Annotated in this window: 22 protein-coding genes and 1 tRNA gene; 14 read left to right on the top strand and 9 right to left on the bottom strand. The window is 62.6% G+C overall.

Features of this window, described 5'->3' with window-relative positions; genetic code table 11:
* The first annotated feature begins 279 nt into the window (after positions 1 to 279).
* Positions 280 to 3255 carry an NAD(P)-dependent oxidoreductase gene (locus GGI60_RS31385; protein WP_183920409.1) on the top strand — a complete coding sequence of 992 codons (2976 nt, stop codon included), beginning with the start codon at positions 280 to 282 and terminating at the stop codon, positions 3253 to 3255.
* A gap of 405 nt (positions 3256 to 3660) precedes the next feature.
* Here the strand turns inward: GGI60_RS31385 and GGI60_RS31380 are convergent, their stop codons facing one another.
* Positions 3661 to 4068: a hypothetical protein gene (locus tag GGI60_RS31380; protein ID WP_010055906.1), complete on the bottom strand. Its 408-nt coding sequence runs from the start codon at positions 4066 to 4068 to the stop codon at positions 3661 to 3663.
* 261 nt (positions 4069 to 4329) lie between these two features.
* Between GGI60_RS31380 and GGI60_RS31375 the strand changes: the two genes are divergently transcribed.
* Positions 4330 to 4406, top strand: a tRNA-Pro gene (locus GGI60_RS31375).
* A gap of 1017 nt (positions 4407 to 5423) precedes the next feature.
* On the top strand, positions 5424 to 5663 hold the full coding sequence (locus GGI60_RS31370) for a DUF982 domain-containing protein (RefSeq protein ID WP_183920411.1): 240 nt from the start codon (positions 5424 to 5426) through the stop codon (positions 5661 to 5663).
* A gap of 13 nt (positions 5664 to 5676) precedes the next feature.
* On the opposite strand, the gene GGI60_RS31365 is transcribed toward GGI60_RS31370, so the two are convergent.
* From GGI60_RS31365 to GGI60_RS31355, 3 genes are all read right to left on the bottom strand, one after another.
* The gene (locus GGI60_RS31365) at positions 5677 to 6126 is read right to left on the bottom strand and encodes a type II toxin-antitoxin system VapC family toxin (RefSeq protein WP_183920413.1); all 450 of its coding nucleotides are present in this window, start codon (positions 6124 to 6126) and stop codon (positions 5677 to 5679) included.
* A complete protein-coding gene (locus GGI60_RS31360; protein WP_183920441.1) occupies positions 6123 to 6374 on the bottom strand; it encodes a type II toxin-antitoxin system Phd/YefM family antitoxin in 252 nt (83 codons plus the stop codon). The genes GGI60_RS31365 and GGI60_RS31360 overlap by 4 nt, the downstream gene beginning before the upstream one ends.
* A 255-nt stretch (positions 6375 to 6629) precedes the next feature.
* The gene (locus GGI60_RS31355) at positions 6630 to 6893 is read right to left on the bottom strand and encodes a hypothetical protein (RefSeq protein WP_183920442.1); all 264 of its coding nucleotides are present in this window, start codon (positions 6891 to 6893) and stop codon (positions 6630 to 6632) included.
* 529 nt (positions 6894 to 7422) lie between these two features.
* Between GGI60_RS31355 and GGI60_RS31350 the strand changes: the two genes are divergently transcribed.
* Positions 7423 to 7569, top strand: a complete 147-nt coding sequence (locus tag GGI60_RS31350) for a hypothetical protein (RefSeq protein WP_183920415.1) — start codon at positions 7423 to 7425, stop codon at positions 7567 to 7569.
* Positions 7570 to 7676: 107 nt separating this feature from the next.
* On the opposite strand, the gene GGI60_RS31345 is transcribed toward GGI60_RS31350, so the two are convergent.
* Positions 7677 to 8324 (bottom strand): S24 family peptidase, encoded by a 648-nt coding sequence (locus GGI60_RS31345; RefSeq protein ID WP_183920416.1) that lies wholly within the window; start codon positions 8322 to 8324, stop codon positions 7677 to 7679.
* An 83-nt stretch (positions 8325 to 8407) separates the two neighbouring features.
* On the opposite strand from GGI60_RS31345, the gene GGI60_RS32400 reads away from it, so the two are divergent.
* The 10 genes from GGI60_RS32400 (at position 8408) to GGI60_RS31295 (ending at position 13318) form a co-directional block, all read left to right on the top strand.
* Positions 8408 to 8641 carry an endonuclease Q family protein gene (locus GGI60_RS32400; protein WP_246720543.1) on the top strand — a complete coding sequence of 78 codons (234 nt, stop codon included), beginning with the start codon at positions 8408 to 8410 and terminating at the stop codon, positions 8639 to 8641.
* Between the two features lie 211 nt (positions 8642 to 8852).
* The gene (locus tag GGI60_RS31335; protein WP_183920420.1) at positions 8853 to 9119 is read left to right on the top strand and encodes a hypothetical protein; all 267 of its coding nucleotides are present in this window, start codon (positions 8853 to 8855) and stop codon (positions 9117 to 9119) included.
* A 24-nt stretch (positions 9120 to 9143) separates the two neighbouring features.
* A complete protein-coding gene (locus GGI60_RS31330) occupies positions 9144 to 9512 on the top strand; it encodes a hypothetical protein (RefSeq protein WP_183920422.1) in 369 nt (122 codons plus the stop codon).
* Positions 9478 to 9876 carry a hypothetical protein gene (locus tag GGI60_RS31325; protein WP_183920444.1) on the top strand — a complete coding sequence of 133 codons (399 nt, stop codon included), beginning with the start codon at positions 9478 to 9480 and terminating at the stop codon, positions 9874 to 9876. The genes GGI60_RS31330 and GGI60_RS31325 overlap by 35 nt, the downstream gene beginning before the upstream one ends.
* A complete protein-coding gene (locus GGI60_RS31320; protein ID WP_183920424.1) occupies positions 9873 to 10166 on the top strand; it encodes a GcrA cell cycle regulator in 294 nt (97 codons plus the stop codon). The genes GGI60_RS31325 and GGI60_RS31320 overlap by 4 nt, the downstream gene beginning before the upstream one ends.
* Positions 10163 to 10360: a response regulator transcription factor gene (locus tag GGI60_RS31315; protein ID WP_096772033.1), complete on the top strand. Its 198-nt coding sequence runs from the start codon at positions 10163 to 10165 to the stop codon at positions 10358 to 10360. Before GGI60_RS31320 ends, GGI60_RS31315 begins: the two co-directional genes overlap by 4 nt.
* Before the next feature lie 12 nt (positions 10361 to 10372).
* A complete protein-coding gene (locus GGI60_RS31310; RefSeq protein WP_183920426.1) occupies positions 10373 to 10966 on the top strand; it encodes a hypothetical protein in 594 nt (197 codons plus the stop codon).
* Between the two features lie 456 nt (positions 10967 to 11422).
* Positions 11423 to 11878 (top strand): DUF2231 domain-containing protein, encoded by a 456-nt coding sequence (locus tag GGI60_RS31305; protein ID WP_183920427.1) that lies wholly within the window; start codon positions 11423 to 11425, stop codon positions 11876 to 11878.
* 782 nt (positions 11879 to 12660) lie between these two features.
* Complete coding sequence (locus GGI60_RS31300; RefSeq protein WP_183920429.1) at positions 12661 to 12831, top strand: hypothetical protein; 171 nt, start codon at positions 12661 to 12663, stop codon at positions 12829 to 12831.
* A gap of 34 nt (positions 12832 to 12865) precedes the next feature.
* Positions 12866 to 13318 carry a pyridoxamine 5'-phosphate oxidase family protein gene (locus GGI60_RS31295; protein ID WP_183920431.1) on the top strand — a complete coding sequence of 151 codons (453 nt, stop codon included), beginning with the start codon at positions 12866 to 12868 and terminating at the stop codon, positions 13316 to 13318.
* A gap of 956 nt (positions 13319 to 14274) precedes the next feature.
* Here GGI60_RS31295 and GGI60_RS31290 read toward each other — a convergent pair.
* The 4 genes from GGI60_RS31290 to GGI60_RS31275 form a co-directional block, all read right to left on the bottom strand.
* Positions 14275 to 15009 carry a phosphotransferase enzyme family protein gene (locus tag GGI60_RS31290; protein WP_183920433.1) on the bottom strand — a complete coding sequence of 245 codons (735 nt, stop codon included), beginning with the start codon at positions 15007 to 15009 and terminating at the stop codon, positions 14275 to 14277.
* Between the two features lie 181 nt (positions 15010 to 15190).
* Positions 15191 to 16504, bottom strand: coding sequence for an HlyD family type I secretion periplasmic adaptor subunit (locus GGI60_RS31285; RefSeq protein ID WP_183920435.1), 1314 nt, complete (start codon positions 16502 to 16504; stop codon positions 15191 to 15193).
* A gap of 14 nt (positions 16505 to 16518) precedes the next feature.
* Complete coding sequence (locus tag GGI60_RS31280; RefSeq protein ID WP_183920437.1) at positions 16519 to 18261, bottom strand: type I secretion system permease/ATPase; 1743 nt, start codon at positions 18259 to 18261, stop codon at positions 16519 to 16521.
* 138 nt (positions 18262 to 18399) lie between these two features.
* Positions 18400 to 19755 (bottom strand): cadherin-like domain-containing protein (locus GGI60_RS31275; RefSeq protein WP_183920439.1); only part of this gene is annotated, 1356 nt, incomplete at its 5' end.

Raw genomic sequence — 19755 nt, 5'->3', positions numbered from 1 at the left:
CAACGCTGCATCACGTCTCCACCGCCAACCGGGCCTCCACCGTCACCCCGGCACTACCTCTCCTCCTCCATCCCGGGCACCACTTCTCCTCCGTCGTCCCAGTACCGCCGATCTCCAGGCAGGAAAGCGCGTCGCGTCCCGCCGCCCATCGCGCCATCATCAACGATACGGCCCCCAATGACGCGTTTCGCCTGTCGTTCGGCGCATATGAGCTTGTCCTGCCCGAGCACTCACTTCACCATGACGGCGACTTCAGCTCCGGGAACAGACAGGCAGGCCATGACAGATATCGCGCAGATGCAGGAACAGCGATTGAACGCCCTTCGACAGACCGCGTCGGGTGCGCCGAAACTGCCGTCCAACCCGTTCTTCGGCGTCGGGCCGATCACCGATGCGACAACCGATGAAGTGGATAGCCGCCTGCGGCGCATCGCCTTCGACGCCTGGATCGAGAAGACCTATCGCAAGTTCGACGACAAGGGCAACGATATCGGCGGATTCACCACGGCCGAGATCTCCCGCAGCATGCATCGCGGCTATCCGGCCGACAAGATCCTCACCGACATGATGCGGGCGATCCATCGTTATTTCGGCTTCCCGAAGGAGAACCGCATGGCGGTCGGGCTCGGTGGCGGCCATAGCGGCTTCACCGTCTGCATCCAGCACCTGATGAATGCCAATGACGCCGCCCAGCGCGTCTATGTCGATACGCCGCGGCCGGAGAGCGATCCATCCAAGGCGGCCGGCTTCTTCCGCCAGTCCTGGGCGACGCAGCTGATCGAGATGCAGCGCTTCGCCGAGAAGGGCTGCGAGAGCCGCATCCATTTCGCCGCCTCCGAAGGCGTGATCCCGACGGCGGCCGAACTTTCGGCGCTTGGCGTTTCGATCTTCGTCGGCGTCGGCCATGAGACGACAGGGGCGAACGCCTATACCAGCGGCGAGATCCGCGAGCTCCTCTCCTGGCTCGACGGCGACCCGGCCAACCGCCATGCGGTGTTCGACGCCACTTCGATGCTCGGCGCCATGCCGTGGGAGCCGGAGCTCGTCAGCGCCGTCATGGCGAAATGCTGCCTGTTCATGCCGTTCCAGAAGGCGATCGGCGGCATCTCCGGCTATTTCGTGGCCTCCTTCACGCCGCATGCGCTGGCGCTGATCGAAAAGAACCAGCAGGATCCGGCCTGGGCGATCCCGCGCCAGCTGAAGATTGCCCCGCCGATCGATCCGCGGCAGCCGTTTTCGGCCAAGCGCTCGGTCGATGCCGGGCCGTTCTACGATGCCGGCGAAGACCGCATGCTCGGCGGCGTCATCAACACCTACAGCGCGCTCGCCTTTGCCGAGACCACTTTCGGCCTGCTGCAGTCCGAAGCCCGGGTCGGCTCCGTCGTCGAGCTCAACCGCCGCTCCGCCGCCAACCGCGCCGTGATCGACGAATGGGTCAAGTCGCATCCGCTGCTGTCGCTGACCGTCACCGATGCCGAGCGGCGTGGCGCGGCGGTGACGCTGCTGAAGGTCGAGGATACTGACATCACCGATGCCGGCATCCATGCCCGGATCATCGCCCGCTCCAAGCAGCTGCTCGGTTATGAGGGCATCACCCATCCGAACGGCGAATACGAGCCTGGCCTCGATGCGGCCCGTTACGTCAATGCCTTCCCCGGCACCCCCGGCGATTACCGCGCCTGGGTCGGCGGCATCCGCGAGCCCGAAGATGTCGTCGCCCTCCTGGAAAACCTGCAATATGCCTATCTCAGAGCCAAGATCGTCGTGCTCGAAGAGGAGCTCGCAAAACACGGCGTCACCTTCGAGGCGCCCGCCAAGGCCGATGGCGCCGTGCGCAAGGACGATCCGAACCGCGCCTATACGGTGCTGATCGCCGATCTCGTCGGCCTGCGCTTCGGCGCCGACGGCGAACCCGACTATAGCGAGGTCAAGGCCTATATCGAGGAGAAGGGCGGCAGCTTCCATCTCGGCCCACTCAGCGATCGTTCGGCGCTCGAAAAGGGCCGCATCCACTTTTTCTATCAGCCGAACCTCAGCACCGAGGCGGAGATCCTGCCGCAGACCGACAAGGGCCAGTATGACGCGCTGATCGCGGCGGCGACCTTCATCCCGAAGGCTTCCGTCTTTTCGCTCGGCGGCGTGCGCATCGGCGCCGGCACCGGCAATATGGGCTCGGCTTCCTGGGGCGGCGGCAATGGCGAGGGCGGCAATGCGCCCCTGATGAACACGCCCGGCATCAACAGCCGGGCGACCGCCCAGATGGCTATGAAGGCGATCCTGAAGGTCGTGCCCGACCTGCCGGTCGACCGGCTTCACCGGATGGTCGCCGGCGGCGATTTCGATACCGGCCGCCAGCTGAAGGATTTTCCGACGGCCAAGCTCGAGGGCCGCAAGCTCGCCGTTCTCGGCTACGGCAATATCGGCCGTGAAGTCGCCAAGCTCGCCAAGGCCTTCGGCATGAAGGTGGCGATCTATGCCCGCGAACATCACAAGCGCTGGATCGAGGCCGAGGGCTTCGACTATGCCGCAAGCGCCGTCGAAGCGGCAAGCGGCGCCGACGTGCTCTCCGTCCATATCGGCCTTGGCCGCCTCGATGCTTCGACCGGCACCTATTCCAATGCCGGCACCGTCGATGCCAAGGTGCTCGGCGCCATGAAGGACGGTGCGGTGCTGGTCAATTACGACCGCGGCGAAGTCGTCGATGCCGGCGCCCTCGATGCGGCACTTGCCTCCGGCAAGATCGCCCATGCTGCGATCGACGCCGACCTCTTCAGGGATGCCGCGACCGGCACGCTCAGCGGCCCGATGCTGCCTTACCTGCCGCTCGAAGCGCGCCACAAGGGCAAGCTGGAGCTCTTGCCGCATGCCGCCGCCGACACCGACCACCCCTCGCGGGTGACCGGAGCCAAGCAGGCGGTCGACCAGATCTTCGACGTGATCCGCTTCAAATCGGTCGTCAATCTCAAGGGCGACCTGCCGGAGGGCTACGTTTCCGGCGGCAGCCGCACGCCGGCCGGCATCGGCAAGGTGACGAAGCAGGTCGTCGCCGAGGCCGGAAGCAAGGCGGAACTTCTCGAGGAATTGCGCGAGGTCTCGGAAAAGATCGCCGCCATCACCGGCGCGCTGTCGGCGGTTTCAGATCCGGATCACCGCGGCCGGATCGTCGAGCGTTATACCGGCCTGCTCGTCGAAAGCGCCGACCGGCAGCGGGCGCTGCTCGACCAGCTCGGCCTGTATGGGCCGGCTGAGGGGTGAGACCACTAACGGCTCGGCGGATGGCGATGCTTTCCTCGTCGCTGACGCCGTGCCGTGCGGCCCCCTCATCCGACCCTGCGGGCCACCTTCTCCCCGCTGGGGAGAAGAGGGGAACGCGCGGCCTCACCATCGACCCTCTTGGATGGCGTGCTTTTTAGCAGGCTGGTTCTGTTTGCCAGTGTCGGAGCGACTTGCTCCCTCTTCTCCCCAGCGGGGAGAAGGTGGCCCGCAGGGCCGGATGAGGGGGCCGCGCGGCACAACCGAACATCATCATTTCCGTGCCCGATCTTATTACCTGCATCGATCCGCAGCTGCCTCTCATGCGGATGCTTTGAGGCTGAACTTGAGCCCAAAACAAAACAGGCGGCACATCGGCCGCCTGTTTTCGTGTGTTCGGGTCGATCGTTACTTCTGTTCAGGCGCCAGGAACTCGGCGCAATAGGACGGGCCGTTGACGCCGGGAATATCGGCGACGGTGCGGATGTCGCGGATCGTATAATCGGAATTGGTGGTGATTTCGGCCTGGCAGCGCAGATAGGCGGTGCGGGCGGCGGCGATCTGCTTGCCGCGCTTGCCATCGGCGCCCTCGGCATATTTGGCCGGAATGCGCACGGTCTTGTAGCCGCCGCGCCAGGTATAGATGGTGCTCGCCCCTTCCTCGCGGTCGCTGATCGGCGGCCCATAGGCGGCAAAGAAGATGCCGGCCGATTTGCCGACCCAGCGGGCCTCGATCGGATTGCCGGCGGAAGGAATGGTCGTGCATCCGGCAAGCGCAATTGCAAGCCCGGCCGCGGTGATGGTGCGGAGTTTCATCGTGTCGTCCCTGATCTCTGGCGCATTGGCTGCGAAGCCGCCGTCGCGGCGGTTTCGCCTGTCCCGCCGAGCCCTTTAGCGCGGAACCCGGCAAAAGAAAATTGCCGCTTTCGCACTTCCGATTAATTTGCCCGGGGTGTGTCTTTTTGCAGCAACGGCCCATTCCGGCCCTGTCATCAACCCGTCAAAAATTCCGTCGGGTTTTTGAATTTTGGCGCTTGTGCAACCAGATAGGCTGTTCTATAGAAGCGCCGCTGGTCACGGAGTGTAGCGCAGTCTGGTAGCGCACCACGTTCGGGACGTGGGGGTCGAGTGTTCGAATCACTCCACTCCGACCAGCTAGAAACCCCGCTTCGGCGGGGTTTTTCGTTTTCGGGGAGTTTGTTCCGGCCGCTAGTCACGGCTCTTGCTACCGCTGGCCCCGAAGGCCGAAGACCGAAGCTGTTAGCGATTTAACAAAATTGTAAACGTCAAGTGAGGGAGGTCTTGTGGAGCAGATCCGCGATACCCATTTCACAGTGCGACACCAGACAGCCGCGTGACGATGACCACCGCCCAGCTGTATTAACGGGAAATAGTCATCGACATTGGTCCAACCGTGCATTGGCGGTACCAAAGGCCACGCACGACGATATGGAAGGAGGCGTCATGGACGCTGTCTTGCTTATCGAGGCCAACCAGTCGGAGAAGTCTTTCCGGTTGCGCTTCGCTGTTAAAATCAGCTTGGCTTCATTTCTGAAATTCTTCTTCTAATCTGGAAAACCGCCCCTCTTGCCTCGGCAGGAGGGGCTCTTGTTGCTAACTTGCGGGTAAGCGCGAGAAATTTCTATGTTTGCCGGCACCGCTCCGGGGCGAGAGCGTGGGAGATTCGGGCGCCGCTATCGGAACCAATTTTACAGGGACTGGACATTCGATTTCGAAGCACCTAAATCGCAGATGCAGAGCACTTCGATGTGCCGACAAGCTAAAGGCGGTCCAACAGACGTTCCGGTATTCGTACCTAAAGTCTTCTCGCACCGCCTTCCCCTCTCTTATTTAGGGCCGTCCGTTTAGACGGCCCTAAATATTTTTGCCGGTTCGGCACTTTATCTAGATAGACGTTGAAGACCCTGTATCTCAAATCCTTCCATGATTTGAAGGTCAGCTTGTTGCTCCACGAAGGGCGGTCCCGAGTCACTAGCCTATCAGGGTCCAACGTATCGACCATCGCATGAATGACGATGCCGTATTGAAGAAACTGCTGGCGCTCTGTGGTGTGTTCCGTCCTACCAGGACGTGCGTGAGAAAAAAACGCGGCGACCGGAACGAGTCCCAAAGTGATTCGTTGAGTCGCGTTCCGTGTGAGATACTGGGTTATGAGCAGGCGGCGAAGCTTCAAACCGGTGAAGATCACCATCAATGGCAAAACCCGGACGGTCTATAATGTCGTCCAGGCCGGCAATATGCTGCTGAGCGAGTGGCCGGAGCAGACGCCGGCGGCTAGGGCTGCCGAGTTGCTCGTGCTTGATGTCTTCAACGACGCTGCCGGGCCCGAGCAGGTGCGCCGCGCCTTCATAACGGCGGCCAAAGCGAGCGACATCAAGTTCAGTTCCTGAACGGTTTGGCCGATCACGCCGGCCTGAAGGCGGCCGGAAGATCAACGGGCACGTCAAGCGGCTGGAAATGCCGCAGATTTTCGGTGACGACGATGAGGTCGTAGGCCCGCGCTGTCGCGGCAATGATGAGATCGCCGAGGCCGGGATGACAGCCTTTGCTTTCCGCCTCATCTTCCAGAGCGCCGGCGATCCTGGCGACGATGGTATCCATCGGCAGTATCCGGTCAGCGAATGTGTCGGTGACGACATCAAGCCATTCCGAAAGCCGTTGTGCCCGCGCAATCCCGCCGCGACGGTGAAGGCTGCGCATTCCCTTCTCGATCTCCGCCACGGATAGAGCCGACAGGAAGAGAGCATCGGCTTGTCCCTGTTCGTGGAACCATCTCCGCACTGGATCGGACGGCGCCACCTTGCCCGGCGCGAACTTCGAAACGATATTCGTGTCGAGAAGGTAGGCCGTCATAAATCGATGCCCCTCATTTTTGAGGGGTTTCGCTCCAACTCGACGCCGCCCGGGAAGCTCAGCAGGAAATCCCCGAAATTCGGCCGTGGCTTGTTCAAAGCCTTCTTGGCAGCCTCGGCCGCTTCGACCGACACCAGCACGGCGGCGGGTTTGCCATGGCGGGTGATCGTCACGAATTCGCCGTTTGCGGCTTCGTCCACTAGGCTGGCGAAACCGGCCTTTGCCTCTGCCACGCTGATCGTCGACATGACGCCCTCCCGATTAATATGACCATTTATGGTCATAATAGGCTTGCTATGGTTGGAATCAAGGGAAATACCCATCCAGGCGGCCGAGGTAATCGCTGCGAGGATGCCGAAGGCGATGCAGGTGAGGGCCTGGATCCGCCAGGAGGTGAAGGTGACCGGCGCCGGGGTGGCGGGCCTCTCCACGCAATGACCGGGCGGGCAGGGGCAGCCGGAAAAGGCCTTGATGATGCAATCGGCGGACATCTCCGTTCTCCCTCAGGCGTAAAGCTGATCGCGGTCGGTGATGCCCATGATCTCGCGGGCATAGCGGTAATGCGCTTCGACGCTGGCGGTGGCGCCGCGCAGCCAGGACGGCCCGCGGACCGAATGTTCGGGGCGGCCGAGATAGACAAAGCCGAGGGCGCCCATGCGCTGGGCTTCGTTGGCCATATAGGCGGCGCAGTCTGCGAGCCCGCGGGCGGCATTCCAGCGGGCGTCCCTTAGGCTCTGCTCGGTCTCGATCTTGCGGAAATGCTGCATCGCTTTGCCCTCTCTCATGCCGTCTGATAAAGGTATATATAATACCTCTACGCGTCAATCGATGTGGGTATAAAAAATACCTCCAATGTTGACGAGGTACGAATCGTAGGCGTATGGGTGAGCGCAGTGATTGGGCGACCGGGTGCAACTCCCGAGCTGACGAAGCCCAGCGGCGCGGGAAGCGAAAGTCCTTAAGTGCGCTGTCAGAAAATCAGGACGAGGGCGAAGCGAATGGCCCCTCTGGCACGTGTCCCGTCCCGGCTCCGGCCTTCAGGACATGGCCAATGCTCTCCCGGCTTCATGGGCTTTGCTCATGGGGTAGGGGGAAGCTTTGGCCGGAACCCTCCCTCACCAGCCTTCAGGAACGGGAAAGAGATGGAAGAGGGAAGGAGTAAAGAGATGAGGATGCCGCGGGCGCGGGGGCGGCATGTCCGCTCGGCTGCATCGCGATCCTTCAGATTTGCTCCCGGGCGTTCAACCTCCCGTTTCCCGGGGCAGCTTCGCAAGGCGTCGAACGGGTTTGGGCGCGATGATTGAAGCGCCGGCCGAGCCGGTTTCGATGCCCTCGATTTTCGAGGCGAAGCTCGGCTCGATGCGGCATCGCACGCGCAGCGTCGAAAGCGATGATCGGCACGGCGAGCGTGGCGATATGGAAGCGAATTCCGCCGGCGCGTGAGGACGGGCGGATCATCTTGATTCTTTTTCGGAAGAGCTTGGCGTTCTGCTGGAGCGGTGAGTTCTATGTCTTGGAATAGATTCGGGTTTTCGGGAGATCCGGGACGCTCACATCTCGATCACAGAGCGGCGGACGCGGCCGATGATGGTGACGGCGCCCTGGAATTGTGGCGGCGGCACATCCTCGTAAGAGGCCGGCTGGAAGGGCGGGTTGTCGTTCGGGCGGTAGCGTTTGTAGGTCGCAGCCCCGGTCTCGTCGGCGACGACATAAAGCGCGTTCGGCGCCAGGCGCTTGTCGCGGCGGTTGACGAAAATGATCGAGCCCGGCGGCGAGATCTTGTTCATCGAATTGCCCTCGACCTCGAGTGCGATCCAGTCGCCGTCCGGCAGATCGAGCGCGGCGACGGTCGGGAATTCCGAAAAGTCGGTAATCGGCGCCTGCTCGGTCAGCTGGCCGGCGCTGACCCAGGAGATCTTCGGCACGTCGGCGACGGAGACCGGCCGCTCTTCCGGATCGAGCGCGTCGCCGGTTCCGAACTGCAGCCAGTTGAGATTGACCTTGAACGCCTTGGCATATTTCTTCGCGTCGGCAATGCCGAAGCCGTTCCGGCCGGACTCATGCGCCTTGTAGACATTGGCGTTCCAGCCGAAACGATCGACGATCGCCTTCGGCCCGGCAAAGCCGGCGTTCTTCCTGGCCATGACCAGACGCTTTGCGCGTTCTTCGCGCTCAAATTGTTCCTGATCTTTCAACATGATATAAATTATACCCTAAAAAAAGGTACATGTAATGCCCTAAATCGCTTGACGTGCGAGGTATTTTACGTACCCTTATTGCCATGACACAAGCACATATCATCAATAACCGGCCCCGGCTTTCGGGTTTTGCCGATCACCGGGGCGCTCGCTACACCGGCTGCCCGAACTGCGGCAGGGCGCTATCGATAGCCGAGGTGATCGAGCGCCATTGCGAAAATTGCGGCCGGCAGACCAACCCGGAAGAGATGCGGCAGACGACGATCCTGCCCTCTTCCTTGCCGATCACCAGATCCGACAGCCTCACTCCTCCCTGACGGCTATCGGTCGCCGGCGTCGTCGCCCTCCCTCGGCGACGCCGGCATCCAGGACGCGACTCGTCGCGCTGCCCTGAGACGGCGACCGGAGCCCTCGCTTCCGCAACAAAGCAGGCTCCTGATGTCAGCAACGAATTTGAAAATGAAACACGGCCAGGCCCGCTTTGCCGGGAACATCGGGCCCCGCGTCCGAGGCAAAGAGGATTAAGCGATGAACATCGCTCCAGCCTGTCAAGGCACCCACATGAACGCCCTCGAGCTCTTCCGCTCCGGCCGCGACTATATCGAAATCGCAGCCATTCTTGGGGTGTCGGTGCCGGCCGTGGAAACGGAGATCCATCGGCTGCGCAGTGCCGAGAAGGGCGACACGGCCCAAGAGGATTATTCCGCCGGCAAGGTCCGGCGGTTTGCCGGCCGCGCCGTCAGGCCGGGCTCCCCGGTCGGCTTTGCCGGCGCGCGACGCCGGCTGCCGGTCTGAGTGGGCGAGCGGAAAGGGATGCGCATGGAAAAGGAAGCGATGAACAAGGACATCATGGAGATCCTCAGCCCCGTGCTGGGGCCGGAACTGGCGGCGGCGATCATCGAGCATCGCAGCCGCACGCTGAAGAAGCCGCTGACGGCTTACGCGGCGAAGATCCAGGTCAAGGAATATCTGAAGACCGGCAATCCGGTCGACGCCGCCGAGATGCAAATCCTGCGCGGCTGGCGGGCGATCAAATCCGACTGGTATTTCAATGAGAAGGCGAGGGAAGCGGGATCGAGTGATGCAAACACGGGCAGAAGGACATTGGTCGATGCCGCAAGAGATTTCCTCTCCGGTGACGATCATAGCGGGGATGCTTTCGGGCTTTCCGGCCTCCGCCGGCACTGATCCCGACATGCAGATCCGCGCCTATCTCGTCGCCATCGACGGCATTCCGGCCGAGGCGGTCTGGCGCGCGGCCAAGCTGTTCCTCTCCGGCAAGGTCAGGGACCATAACCGCGCCTTCGCCCCGAGTGCGGCGAGCTTTGCCGAAGTGGCCCGCCAGCAGCAGGCGGGGATCGCCAGGGAAAGCCGCCCGCCGATCGAGGTGCAGCCCGAACCGCCGCAGCCAAAGGTCGCGGCCTACAAGATGCAGCTGCTGAGACAGGCGGCGAACGGCAGCCTGAACGCCAGGCGAGAGCTCGCAGACATGTTTCCCGACAACCCGGTCATCGCAAGGGCCGCACGAGACGCACAGGAGACAATGGGATGAGAGACCTGTTCTGGACCGAAGACAAGATCGCCGAGGCGCAGAAATTCTGGCAGGCGGGGTTCTCGGCACGAGAGATCGCCGAGCTATTCGGCTCGAAGAAGAACACCGTCATCAACATGGCGCATCGCAACCGCGACCGGTTTCCCTCGCGCCAGGATGGGCGCAAGCCGCTGCCCGGCGTTGAAGCTCCCGCGCCGATCCGCCATCCCGACCGGGTGACGCGGGTGACGCTGTCGGGCGCCCATGTGACGATGCCGCGCGTGCCGACCATCGACGGGCCGGCGCCATGAGCGCCGTCACCCCGCGCGAGCGCGAAATCATCGGCTGGATGGCGGCAGGCAAGACCGCCGCCGAGATCGGCGCCATCCTCGGCATCTCGCCGATCACCGTCAACACCCACATCGCCAACGCCAAGGCGAAGCTCGGCGTCTTCAAGGAGACCGCCCTGGTCGCCGCAGCACTCCGAAACGGCATCATTCGATAGGAAGGACATCAGATGGGCGGCAAGGCCACCAAGGTGAAGATACAGCGGGTAAACAAAGGCGCCGGCCGGCCGCGCAAGGCCAATGTCGAGCGTTTCCCCTGCGGCAAGATCAAGCCTTTCGAGACCGAGAAGGACAATGTCAGCGTCGCGGTCGCCGCGCGCCGGCGCATCCACGGCTTCAGCAGGACGGTTGATGACGAGACGGTCAGGAGCCCCTATGCCGGCTATACCCTCGGCCGCATGTTCCTCGATGGCGTCATCACCGACGAGCAGCGCCAGGCCGGCGACGACTATGCCGAAGCCATGGCCCGCTACCACAAGACAACAGGCATCCCGGCCCCGAGCCCGAGGGCGCAATCGCTCTTTGCCGTCAAAGGCCATGAAGGCGAGGTGACCGAAAGCCTCGCCGAGCGCGCCCGCAAGGCCAGCAACCGCATGATGGCGCTGCAGGCGATCCTGCTTGCCTGCGAGGACGGCCCGCAGGTGCGTAGCACCGTCTATAATGTGGCCGTGATGGACTACGACCATCTTCGCCACATGCCGCCGCAGCAATTGCTGTGGCTGCGGCGCGGGCTGATCGCGCTGCGGAAATCGAAGGGCGGGTGAGGGCGGAGGTCATCAACGCGCCTCCGGTTTCGCGCTGGAGCCCACCCCACCCTCCGTCGTCCTCGGGCTTGACCCGAGGACCCATGCCGGCCTCGCCGAGTGCTGCCATGGATTCCAGGCTCAAGGCCTGGAATGACGGAGGGTGGGGAGGGCGATGGGCAGGAGGGGCAACGGAGGTCGGCAGGGCTACCGGCAAGAGGCGCAACGCTATTCCCTCGCCATCGCTGGGTTTGCCACGGAGCTCACCCCACGCTCCGTCGTCCTCGGGCTTGACCCGAGGACCCATGCCGGCCTCGCCGAACGCGGCCATGGATTCCAGGCTCAAAGCCTGGAATGACGGAGAGTGGCGAGGGCGATCGGCAGGAGGCGGCGCCTGCAAACCCGCGACAGGCCGGGAACCGAGAGACGGGTTCGATTGTTAGAAAGCGCACAGCTGAAAACGCCGGAGGCAGCCCCATGAACCCGAAAAGCACATTGAGCATTGCCGGCCATCCGATCCATCCGATGTTGATCCCGTTCCCGGTCGCCTTCTTCGCCGGAACGCTGGTCACCGATATCGTTCACAGCCAATCCGACAACCCGTTCTGGCCGGCCGCGTCGAACTGGATGCTTGCAGCCGGCCTCGTTATGGCGGCACTTGCAGCACTCGCCGGACTGACCGACTTTTTGGGCGACAGCCGCATCCGCGCCTTGCGGGATGCCTGGCTCCACATGATCGGCAATGTCGTCGTCGTTCTGATCGAAGCCGTCAGCCTCTGGCGCCGGCTCGTGCAAGGCCCCGATTTCATCGTGCCGACCGGGCTGGTGCTGTCTCTGCTCGCCGTTGCGCTGCTTTTGTTCAACGGCTGGAAAGGCTGGGAAATGGTCTACCGCCACCGGGTCGGCGTCAGCGAAGAGACTGACATCCGGTGAGGTGAGGCAGAGGGCGGCCGAGTGGCTGATGGGCAACTTCCGTGCTGCTTTCCCGCGCTCCCACGCAAACATCTGCGCCTGACGGGCGGCAGCAGCTGCGATGGCTACGGCGAGGTTGAAAGGTGCGGCGGAGATCGGGTTGGCCGGGTTTCGAGGGGCGGGCCGCACAGAGTATCGAAGTGCATGGCTGTGTTACTAGCACCTCCGCACGGCCCACAATACTTACGATCGGCTGAGCTTCTTGTTCCCGCGCCGACATAATATTCCGGCCAGCCTCGTCCGTCCCGTGCCGCGGCCGTGGCTCCAGCGTTCAAAGAAACGTCGTTTGATGTCTAGACAGAGGAGCGAGAGCCGCAGGGCGAAGCCGCATGGCGGTGGATGCAGCCGAGCGGGCCCTTCGATTGCAGTCGTACTTCCACTGTCGCCCTCAAGCTGCCATGCGCGTATTCGAATAGAGACCACAACGGCAGAGTTTCGTGCTATGATCGCGACGGCTTGACGCTCGAGTTCGACACTGGGAGGTAAGGGCAACCGGCGTAAACGCGGCGCAACCGCTGGATCTCGACCTGTCGCGATTCTGCTCAGGCCGGATCGCCCTCCATTCGTCACCCAGGTTGATCTCTCGGCTGTCATAGCAAGGTAACAGGATGCCTCCCTTGGCCCTGCCTGCGCCGTCCAGGATCTCTGATGCCAAAATGCATTCCAAGAAATGATTGGTAGCAACGTCCATGCAGCGAGCACGGTACCACCTAAGAGATCTCCTATTTGCCAGGGGAAAAGCAGTGAAGGTCGATGAGCTCCTGTGCAGGCAGGAAACGATCGTCAGGAGGTCGCACGACAACGGAAAGTCCGTGGACGCGGACAATGAGCTGCTGATGCGACTTTGCGATCGCAAGCGCCGTATCATCGATCGCGTGATCAGGATTGAAGCCGCGCTGGACGCCAAGTCGTGACGTTAGAGAATCTTTTCAGGGGCGGGAGGTCGGGATGGAACTGCGGGAAATGAGCGATGACGCCTGCATCGCGTTCTTGGCAAGCCACACGTTTGGCCACCTCGCAAGCATGGGCGAGCAATATCCCTATGTCGTTCCGGTCCACTACGCCTATGACTCGCGTAAAGTCTTCCTGTTCTCGATGCCCGGACAGAAGGTAGACCAGCTTCGAATAATCCCCTTTGCCTGTCTTCAGGTGGAAGAGATGGAAAAGGACAAAATGTGGAAAAGCGTTCTGGTTCAGGGCCGTTTCGACGAACTGCCGGACATTCCTGCGAGGCGCAACGAACGCCTCCATGCATGGTCCTTGCTAGAGAAGCGGCCATTCTGGTGGGAACCCGGATCCTTCGAACTCAGCGCCGGCGAAGACGGAGATAGCGGCAGCCCGATCTTTTTTAGCCTGTCCATCGACGTGATCTCTGGCCGCCAAGTCGAGCACCGCGCCTAGAATTGGAAGAGAGAAAGAGCAGCGAATGAAGAGGGGTGCTGCAGCGTGAGCCATACTCAGAGCCCACGCTGCTTTCGACCACCGTCGAAACTCTCGGCTGGTCAGGATAAGCCTATCGCTGCGTCTTCAGTTGGCTCGTGCAATTTTGAGAAGATCGCTGTCGCTTCCGGTTCCCTCGCCGTACATCATGAAGCGAAGCCTGGACAGAGATTTTGGGCCGTGATCGCGCTTGGCGACGGAGCTTTCGAAGTTTCCCTCGACGATTGACAGTCCCAATGGTTTTCGAAGGCGGGTTCGGACGTAGCCAAACATGGTTCGTCCTTTCACGTTGGGGCGGAAGCTGTGTCACTTCCAGTCGGAGCCGCCCGTGAAAGGTTGGCCACGATAGGGTGGTTATGCGCCGGTTCATCCCCAGGCGCAACCTTTCCTTCGTAATCACTTTAGGCGAAAGGGCTGGGTGATCGAGAGCCCACCGCCTGTTTTCAGGCGGGATCCTGCAACGCTTCAGTACAGTTCATAGCACGATGTCCGCTGACGGCGCGACTGCAACTTAGGCCTTTACGACCGCTTCGCGCCGCATATCGGTCGCTACCGCAGGCGGCTTTTACCGTGTTTCCGTCGTGGTGATCGAAAAGATCGACTGTGGGTCTCCACCGCGATGAGCCCGCGGTGGCGACATGCCCGGAAAGCCGGCCGCCGTTGATCAGAGGATGAGATCCGAATCCGTCAAGCCCAGGTTTGTGCCAGTCAAGACGATCGTCATTTCGTCGGTATTCGCGTCCCCGTTGGTATCGAAGTGCATGGCTGTGTTATCAGCACCTCCGCACGGCCCACCATACTTGCGATCGGCTGAGCTTCTTGTTCCCGTGCCGACGGAATATTGCCTTCACCGCCTTGGCGCATGCAATCGCTGGAGGTCCCGACATGGATACCGCCCATCGACCCGCCGAAACTGCTCAGACCGCTCGAACTTCGGCGAGCCGCTTGACGGCGTAGTCGTCCTGCCAGCAGACGGCGGCTTCCCATGCGGCTGACGCTTGCGCGGCGATGTCGTGCGTGCCGTCGTCGAGACCGGCGGCGTTGCCGGGCAGCACCAGGTCGAGGTCGGGAACGTCGACATGTGACTCGTCCCAGTCGATCAACGCGACCCCATCGGCGGTCACGCGGACGTTGCCGGGGCTGTTGGGGTTGCCGTGGACCACGCATGTCTGACGTCCGATGAGCCGCGCCCACGCTGCTCGACATCGAATAACGCCCTCGGGCGGCATCGCGGCAAGGTTGATCCTCGTTCCGGTCTCGGCGTGTAGGAGGTCGGTCGACGATCGCCAGCCTGGGCGCTGCGGCCAGCCCTGTGTCAACCGATGCAGCTCGCGGAGCGTGTCGGCCACGCGACGCCAGTCGGACTGCGTCTCGGGCGGCCCACCCTCCATGTATTTCATCACCACCAGACCATCCACGAACAGCCGGCCGTCAGTCGTCGGGATCGGCACTGGAACGCGCATGCCTTCACTGTCGAGGTATTGGATCAGCTCGGTTTCCCACGCGAGATCGGCGTCGGTCCTGCGGCCGAGACGACCGACCGCGATCTGCCCGTGGACGCGAACGCTCCACACGTCGTTGGCAACTCCACCCGTCAGTCGTTCTTTGCGAACCGCGTCTTTACCCCATTGTCCGAGTGCTTCCCATCCCATTGGCGATAGATCCCTGGCGGCGATGATTGAATCGGCGGCAGAAATAGAGAAAGTTTAAGACGCCACGATGTCCGCGTCCGGTCAGGCCGCAGGGGTTTCGATAACCGCAATCTGCCCCAAGCGGTCATTGCGGAAGGATTTACCGTTTAGTCTGGTTCAGGTGCCGGAGTAGTCGCTCACCCTATTCATCCCGGAAGGCTCGGTTGATCTGGTCGGTGAGCGGTTTGACCAGATAGGACAGCGCGGTACGCTCGCTGGTCTGGATGAAGGCCTCGGCCGGCATGCCCGGCAGCACCGTCAGGCCATCCAGCTTCTTCAGTTCTTCAGGCGGCACCGCTATACGCACGAGATAGTAGGAAAGCCCGCTGCGCTGGTCGGTGGTGAGGTCGGCGGCGATGAGGCTGACATGGCCATTCAGCTCCGGCGTGGTGCGCTGGTTGAAGGCCGACATGCGCAGCACCGCCCTCTGGCCGATCTGGAGTTGATCGATGTCCTTCGGCGCGATCCGCACCTCCAGCGCCAGGTCGTCATTTTCCGGCACGACCAGCATGATCGGATCGGCGGGCGTCAGGACGCCGCCGATCGTGTGCGCTTGGAGCGAATGGACGATGCCGGACTGCGGAGCGACGATGTCGGTGCGCTTCAGATCGTCCTCGGCGGCAATCTTGCGCTCGACGTACTCGCCGATCTGCGCCTGCGTATCGCGCAGCTCCCGTCCGACTTCGGCCTTCAGATCCTGGTCGACCTGGAGAATCTGGAGGTTCGTCTCGGTGATGCGGCCGGCAGCCTGCGCCTGAGCGGCGATCTGCTCGCCGCGGTCCCCGCCGAAGGTGGCGCGCTGGGTCTTGAGGCTGTTGAGCCGCTGGTCCGACACCGCACCCTGTATCCGCAGGGAGGTGAGGGAGGCGATTTCCTTGTCGAGCACCTCGATGCCCTCGCTATAGGCGATCTCCTGCGCCTTCACGCCCTCGATCTCGTGCTGGTACTGAAGAACGCGTTCGCGCAGTTGCGCTGTTTTGCTTCGCAGCGCCTCGCGGCGGATAGCGAAGAGCCGTTCCTCTCCGCGCAGGATCGCGGCGATTTCCGGGTCGTCGCGCCGGGTCAGCAGGCTGTCGGGGAACATGATCGCTGGCAGGTCGTCGCGTTCGGCCTCGAGCCGGGCGAAGCGCGCCTGGAATTCATCCAGCCGTCGCGTGACGATCGCCAGATTGGCGCGCGTCGCCGTGGCGTCGAGCCTCAGCACCACGTCGCCGGCTGTCACCTCCGAGCCCTCGTGAACCAGGATTTCGCCAACCACGCCGCCGGTCGGATGCTGAACCTTCTTCACATAGGAGTCGACCACGAAGCTCCCGGATGCCACTACGGCTCCGGCGAGGTTCGTCGTCGATGCCCAGCCGCCAACGCCGACGACAAGGCCGCCACACACCACGAGGCTGCCGAGCAAGTGCCGGCGAATGGAAGCGGAGAGGCCGCCGTCCCTGTCAATCCCGGTCATGGATCACTCCATCGTCATTTTGTTTCAAGCGTTCCAAGCTGTCTGCGCGCCGTATTCGTCTGGAGCCTGTTTCCTGCCTCTGCGCGGCCCCTTGCCGGAGCAGGAGCCACCTGCAGAACTTTTGACAGCACCTCGTCTTTCGGACCGAAGGCGCGCTGGCGGCCACCCTCCATCATCAGCACCTTGTCGACGACGCTGATCGCGCTCGGCCGGTGTGCGACGACGATCGCGATGCCGCCGCGCTCGCGAACCGAGACGATGGCCCTGACCACGGCTGCCTCGCCCTCGGCGTCGAGGTTGGCGTTCGGTTCGTCCATCACCACGAGGAAGGGATCGCCATAAAGCGCGCGGGCGATGCCAATACGCTGGCGTTGACCGGCCGACAGCGCCGAGCCGCCTTCGCCGATGCAAGTCTCATAGCCCTTCGCGAAGGAAAGGATCAATTCGTGCGCGCCCGCCGCTTTCGCCGCTGCCACGATCGCCTCCGGATCCGGATCATCCTCGAACCGGGCGATGTTCTCGGCGATCGTGCCGTCGAACAGATCCACGCCCTGCGGCAGATAGCCGATATGGCGGCCAAGCGCCTGATTGTCCCAATGGTCGAGGCTGGCCCCGTCAAGGCGGACATTCCCGGCCGCCGGCGCCCATGCCCCGACCAGCACCCTTGCGAGGCTCGACTTGCCAGAGCCGGACGGCCCTATGATGCCGAGTGCGGTTCCGCGCTCCATGACAAAGCCGAGGCCGGCGACATTCGGCTTGCGTTCGCCCGGAGGAACGATGGTGAGATCTTCGGCGCGCAGTTCCCGCACCGGCTTCGGCAGCGGCAGCGCCGACCGTTGTTCCGGCATCTTCTTCAGCATGTCCTGCAGCCGGGCCCAGCTCTGCCGCGCCATGAGGAAGGGCTTCCAGTTGATGATGGCGAGATCGACCGGGGCAAGTGCACGACCCATCATGATCGAAGCGGCGGTCATCACGCCGGGCGTCGCGACTTGATTGATGACCAGCCATGCGCCGACGCCGAGGATCGCCGATTGCAGGATGGCGCGCAGCGCCTTGGCAAGGCCGCCAAGGCCGCCCGTGACATCGCCCGCCCGGCGGTTCGCCTTGAGATAATCGGAATTGGCTTTTTGCCAACGCGCGCCGATCCGCCGTGAAAGACCCATCGCATGGACGACCTCGGCATTGCGGCGAGCCGCTTCCATCAGCCCGTTGCGGGCCATGTTGTGGGCCGTCGCCTCCCTGATTGCCTTCTGCGAAAGGGTGTTCGTCAGCAGCGTCAGCGACACCAGCACGATCGCCCCGGCAAGCGCTGTGATGCCGAGCCAGAAATGGAAGATGAAGCAGATGCCGAGATAGAGCGGGATCCACGGAAGGTCGAAGAGCGCCGTTGGGCCGGCGCCCGACAGGAAGCCTCGCACATTATCGAGATCGCGCAGCGGCTGCAGGCCGTCGCCGGGCATGCGGGCGATGAGCGGCAGGCGCGTCACCGCCGCATGTACCCGGTCCGAAAGTTGCCGGTCGAAGCGCTCGCCGATGCGCAGCAGGATGCGCGAGCGAAGGATGTCAAGCGCCGCCTGAAAACCGTAAAGCCAGAGCGCGAGAACACCGAGGCCGACCAGCGTTGGGACGCTTCCGCTCGCCAGAACCCGGTCGTAGATCTGCAGCATGAACAGCGGCGCGGTCAGCGCCAGCAAGTTGATGACGAAGCTCGCGGCAACAAGACCGCCGAAAACACCCAGGTTCAGGAAAGCAAACATGATACTTCTTCTTTCACAGTACCGCAGGCGGCTTTTATCTTGCTTCCGTCGCACTGATCGAAAAGATCGGCTGTGGGCCCGCCACCGCGATGAAACCGCCGCGGTGACGACGTGGCCCGAAAGCGGCCGCCGTTTTGATCAGAGGATGAAATCCGAACTCGCCAAGCCCAGATTTGTGCCTGTCAAGACGATCGTCATTTCGTCGGTATTCGCGTCTCCGTTGGTATCGAAGTGAAGGATCGTGTTGCCGCCGCTTTCCGTGTACCAGGCACTGTGGGTCGTGGCCGTCGTTCCACTCCAGGCGAAGGCTTGGTCGCCTGGAGTGCTGGGGTTGAGCGTATACGCGTCGAGCGCGCTCACATCGATCTTGTCAAACCCATGGTGGAAGTCATGGATCGTGTCCGGGGCGCCGGACATGCTGTCCACCGCCAAGGTAAACACAAATGTGTCATTGCCGGAGCCACCCCAAAGGTCATCCTGCTCGCCGCTGCCATTGAGCGTGTCGTTGCCGGAGCCCCCGTACAACGTGTCCAGGCCTTGGCTTCCGATCAGTATGTCGTTGCCCGCCTGGCCGTAGAGCGCATCGGCGCCGTTATTTCCATTCAGCGTGTCGTTGCCTGCCTGGCCATAAAGCGTATCACCAGAGTTGCCGCCGCTGATTGTATTGTCGGCCGCATTTCCGACCTTGATATCGATACCGTTGGTTTCGCCCCAATTTGTCGTTGTGGCGGTCGCTGTGTCCGTATCGTGGTCATTGCTCGTATCGCTGTCGCTTTCGAGCACGTCGATGATGCCGAGATGGAAATTATGCGAGGCATCCGGCGTGCCGCCGACCGTCGGATCATTCACGTTCACGGTCACGTCGTAGCTGGCCTTCGCTTCGAAGTCCGCGCCGCCGTTGAAGTACAGCGCCCCGTTCAGGATCGTGAATGACGCGACGTCACTTCCAGACAGCGACAACACGTTGTTTCCGGAATCGACATCTGTGACCGCGATATCGGCAACTTTGATCACGCCGCCATTTTCGGGCGTCGACGTGACCGTGTTCGACAACACAACCGCCGTCGGAGCATCGTTGACCGCCGCCAGCGTCAAGCTCTGGCTTGCCGGCACACTGCCGCCGTGGCCGTCGATGACGGTGTAGCTGAGGCTGACCGGGCCGTTGTAGTTGGCATCCGGCGCGAAGGTCCAGGTGCCGTTATTGTTGTCGACCAGGGCGCCATGGTTGGCGGTCAGGCCCGAGACCGACAGCTGGTCGCCGTCGACGTCGGAGAAGCCGGCGAGCAGATCAGCGGCGCTGATCGTGTAGGGCGTGTCCTCGCTGCCTCCGGCGAGCGTCGCCGCATTGCCGCTGAGGACGGGAGCGTCGTTGACCGCATCAAGCGTCAAGCTCTGGCTTGCCGGGACACTGCCGCCGTTTCCGTCGGTGACGGCGTAGCTGAGGCTGACCGGGCCGTTGTAATTGGCGTCAGGCGTGAAGGTCCAGGTGCCGTT

The organism is Rhizobium lentis (assembly GCF_014200175.1).
In the GTDB taxonomy this organism is placed as follows: domain Bacteria; phylum Pseudomonadota; class Alphaproteobacteria; order Rhizobiales; family Rhizobiaceae; genus Rhizobium; species Rhizobium mulingense.
Note: the sequence above shows the minus strand (reverse complement) of the source record. Positions and strands in the feature narration are given on the sequence as shown.

Excerpts from the sequence above, each read along its gene's own strand:
- GGI60_RS31385 (WP_183920409.1), top strand. The coding sequence starts at position 280 with ATGACAGATATCGCGCAGATGCAGGAACAGCGATTGAACGCCCTTCGA.
- GGI60_RS31355 (WP_183920442.1), bottom strand. The coding sequence starts at position 6,893 with ATGCAGCATTTCCGCAAGATCGAGACCGAGCAGAGCCTAAGGGACGCC.
- GGI60_RS31325 (WP_183920444.1), top strand. The coding sequence starts at position 9,478 with ATGCTTTCGGGCTTTCCGGCCTCCGCCGGCACTGATCCCGACATGCAG.
- GGI60_RS31380 (WP_010055906.1), bottom strand. The coding sequence starts at position 4,068 with ATGAAACTCCGCACCATCACCGCGGCCGGGCTTGCAATTGCGCTTGCC.
- GGI60_RS31285 (WP_183920435.1), bottom strand. The coding sequence starts at position 16,504 with ATGACCGGGATTGACAGGGACGGCGGCCTCTCCGCTTCCATTCGCCGG.
- GGI60_RS31350 (WP_183920415.1), top strand. The coding sequence starts at position 7,423 with ATGATTGAAGCGCCGGCCGAGCCGGTTTCGATGCCCTCGATTTTCGAG.
- GGI60_RS31370 (WP_183920411.1), top strand. The coding sequence starts at position 5,424 with ATGAGCAGGCGGCGAAGCTTCAAACCGGTGAAGATCACCATCAATGGC.
- GGI60_RS31295 (WP_183920431.1), top strand. The coding sequence starts at position 12,866 with ATGGAACTGCGGGAAATGAGCGATGACGCCTGCATCGCGTTCTTGGCA.
- GGI60_RS31310 (WP_183920426.1), top strand. The coding sequence starts at position 10,373 with ATGGGCGGCAAGGCCACCAAGGTGAAGATACAGCGGGTAAACAAAGGC.
- GGI60_RS31305 (WP_183920427.1), top strand. The coding sequence starts at position 11,423 with ATGAACCCGAAAAGCACATTGAGCATTGCCGGCCATCCGATCCATCCG.
- GGI60_RS31315 (WP_096772033.1), top strand. The coding sequence starts at position 10,163 with ATGAGCGCCGTCACCCCGCGCGAGCGCGAAATCATCGGCTGGATGGCG.
- GGI60_RS31345 (WP_183920416.1), bottom strand. The coding sequence starts at position 8,324 with ATGTTGAAAGATCAGGAACAATTTGAGCGCGAAGAACGCGCAAAGCGT.
- GGI60_RS31335 (WP_183920420.1), top strand. The coding sequence starts at position 8,853 with ATGAACATCGCTCCAGCCTGTCAAGGCACCCACATGAACGCCCTCGAG.
- GGI60_RS32400 (WP_246720543.1), top strand. The coding sequence starts at position 8,408 with ATGACACAAGCACATATCATCAATAACCGGCCCCGGCTTTCGGGTTTT.
- GGI60_RS31330 (WP_183920422.1), top strand. The coding sequence starts at position 9,144 with ATGGAAAAGGAAGCGATGAACAAGGACATCATGGAGATCCTCAGCCCC.
- GGI60_RS31280 (WP_183920437.1), bottom strand. The coding sequence starts at position 18,261 with ATGTTTGCTTTCCTGAACCTGGGTGTTTTCGGCGGTCTTGTTGCCGCG.
- GGI60_RS31290 (WP_183920433.1), bottom strand. The coding sequence starts at position 15,009 with ATGGGATGGGAAGCACTCGGACAATGGGGTAAAGACGCGGTTCGCAAA.
- GGI60_RS31360 (WP_183920441.1), bottom strand. The coding sequence starts at position 6,374 with ATGTCGACGATCAGCGTGGCAGAGGCAAAGGCCGGTTTCGCCAGCCTA.
- GGI60_RS31320 (WP_183920424.1), top strand. The coding sequence starts at position 9,873 with ATGAGAGACCTGTTCTGGACCGAAGACAAGATCGCCGAGGCGCAGAAA.
- GGI60_RS31365 (WP_183920413.1), bottom strand. The coding sequence starts at position 6,126 with ATGACGGCCTACCTTCTCGACACGAATATCGTTTCGAAGTTCGCGCCG.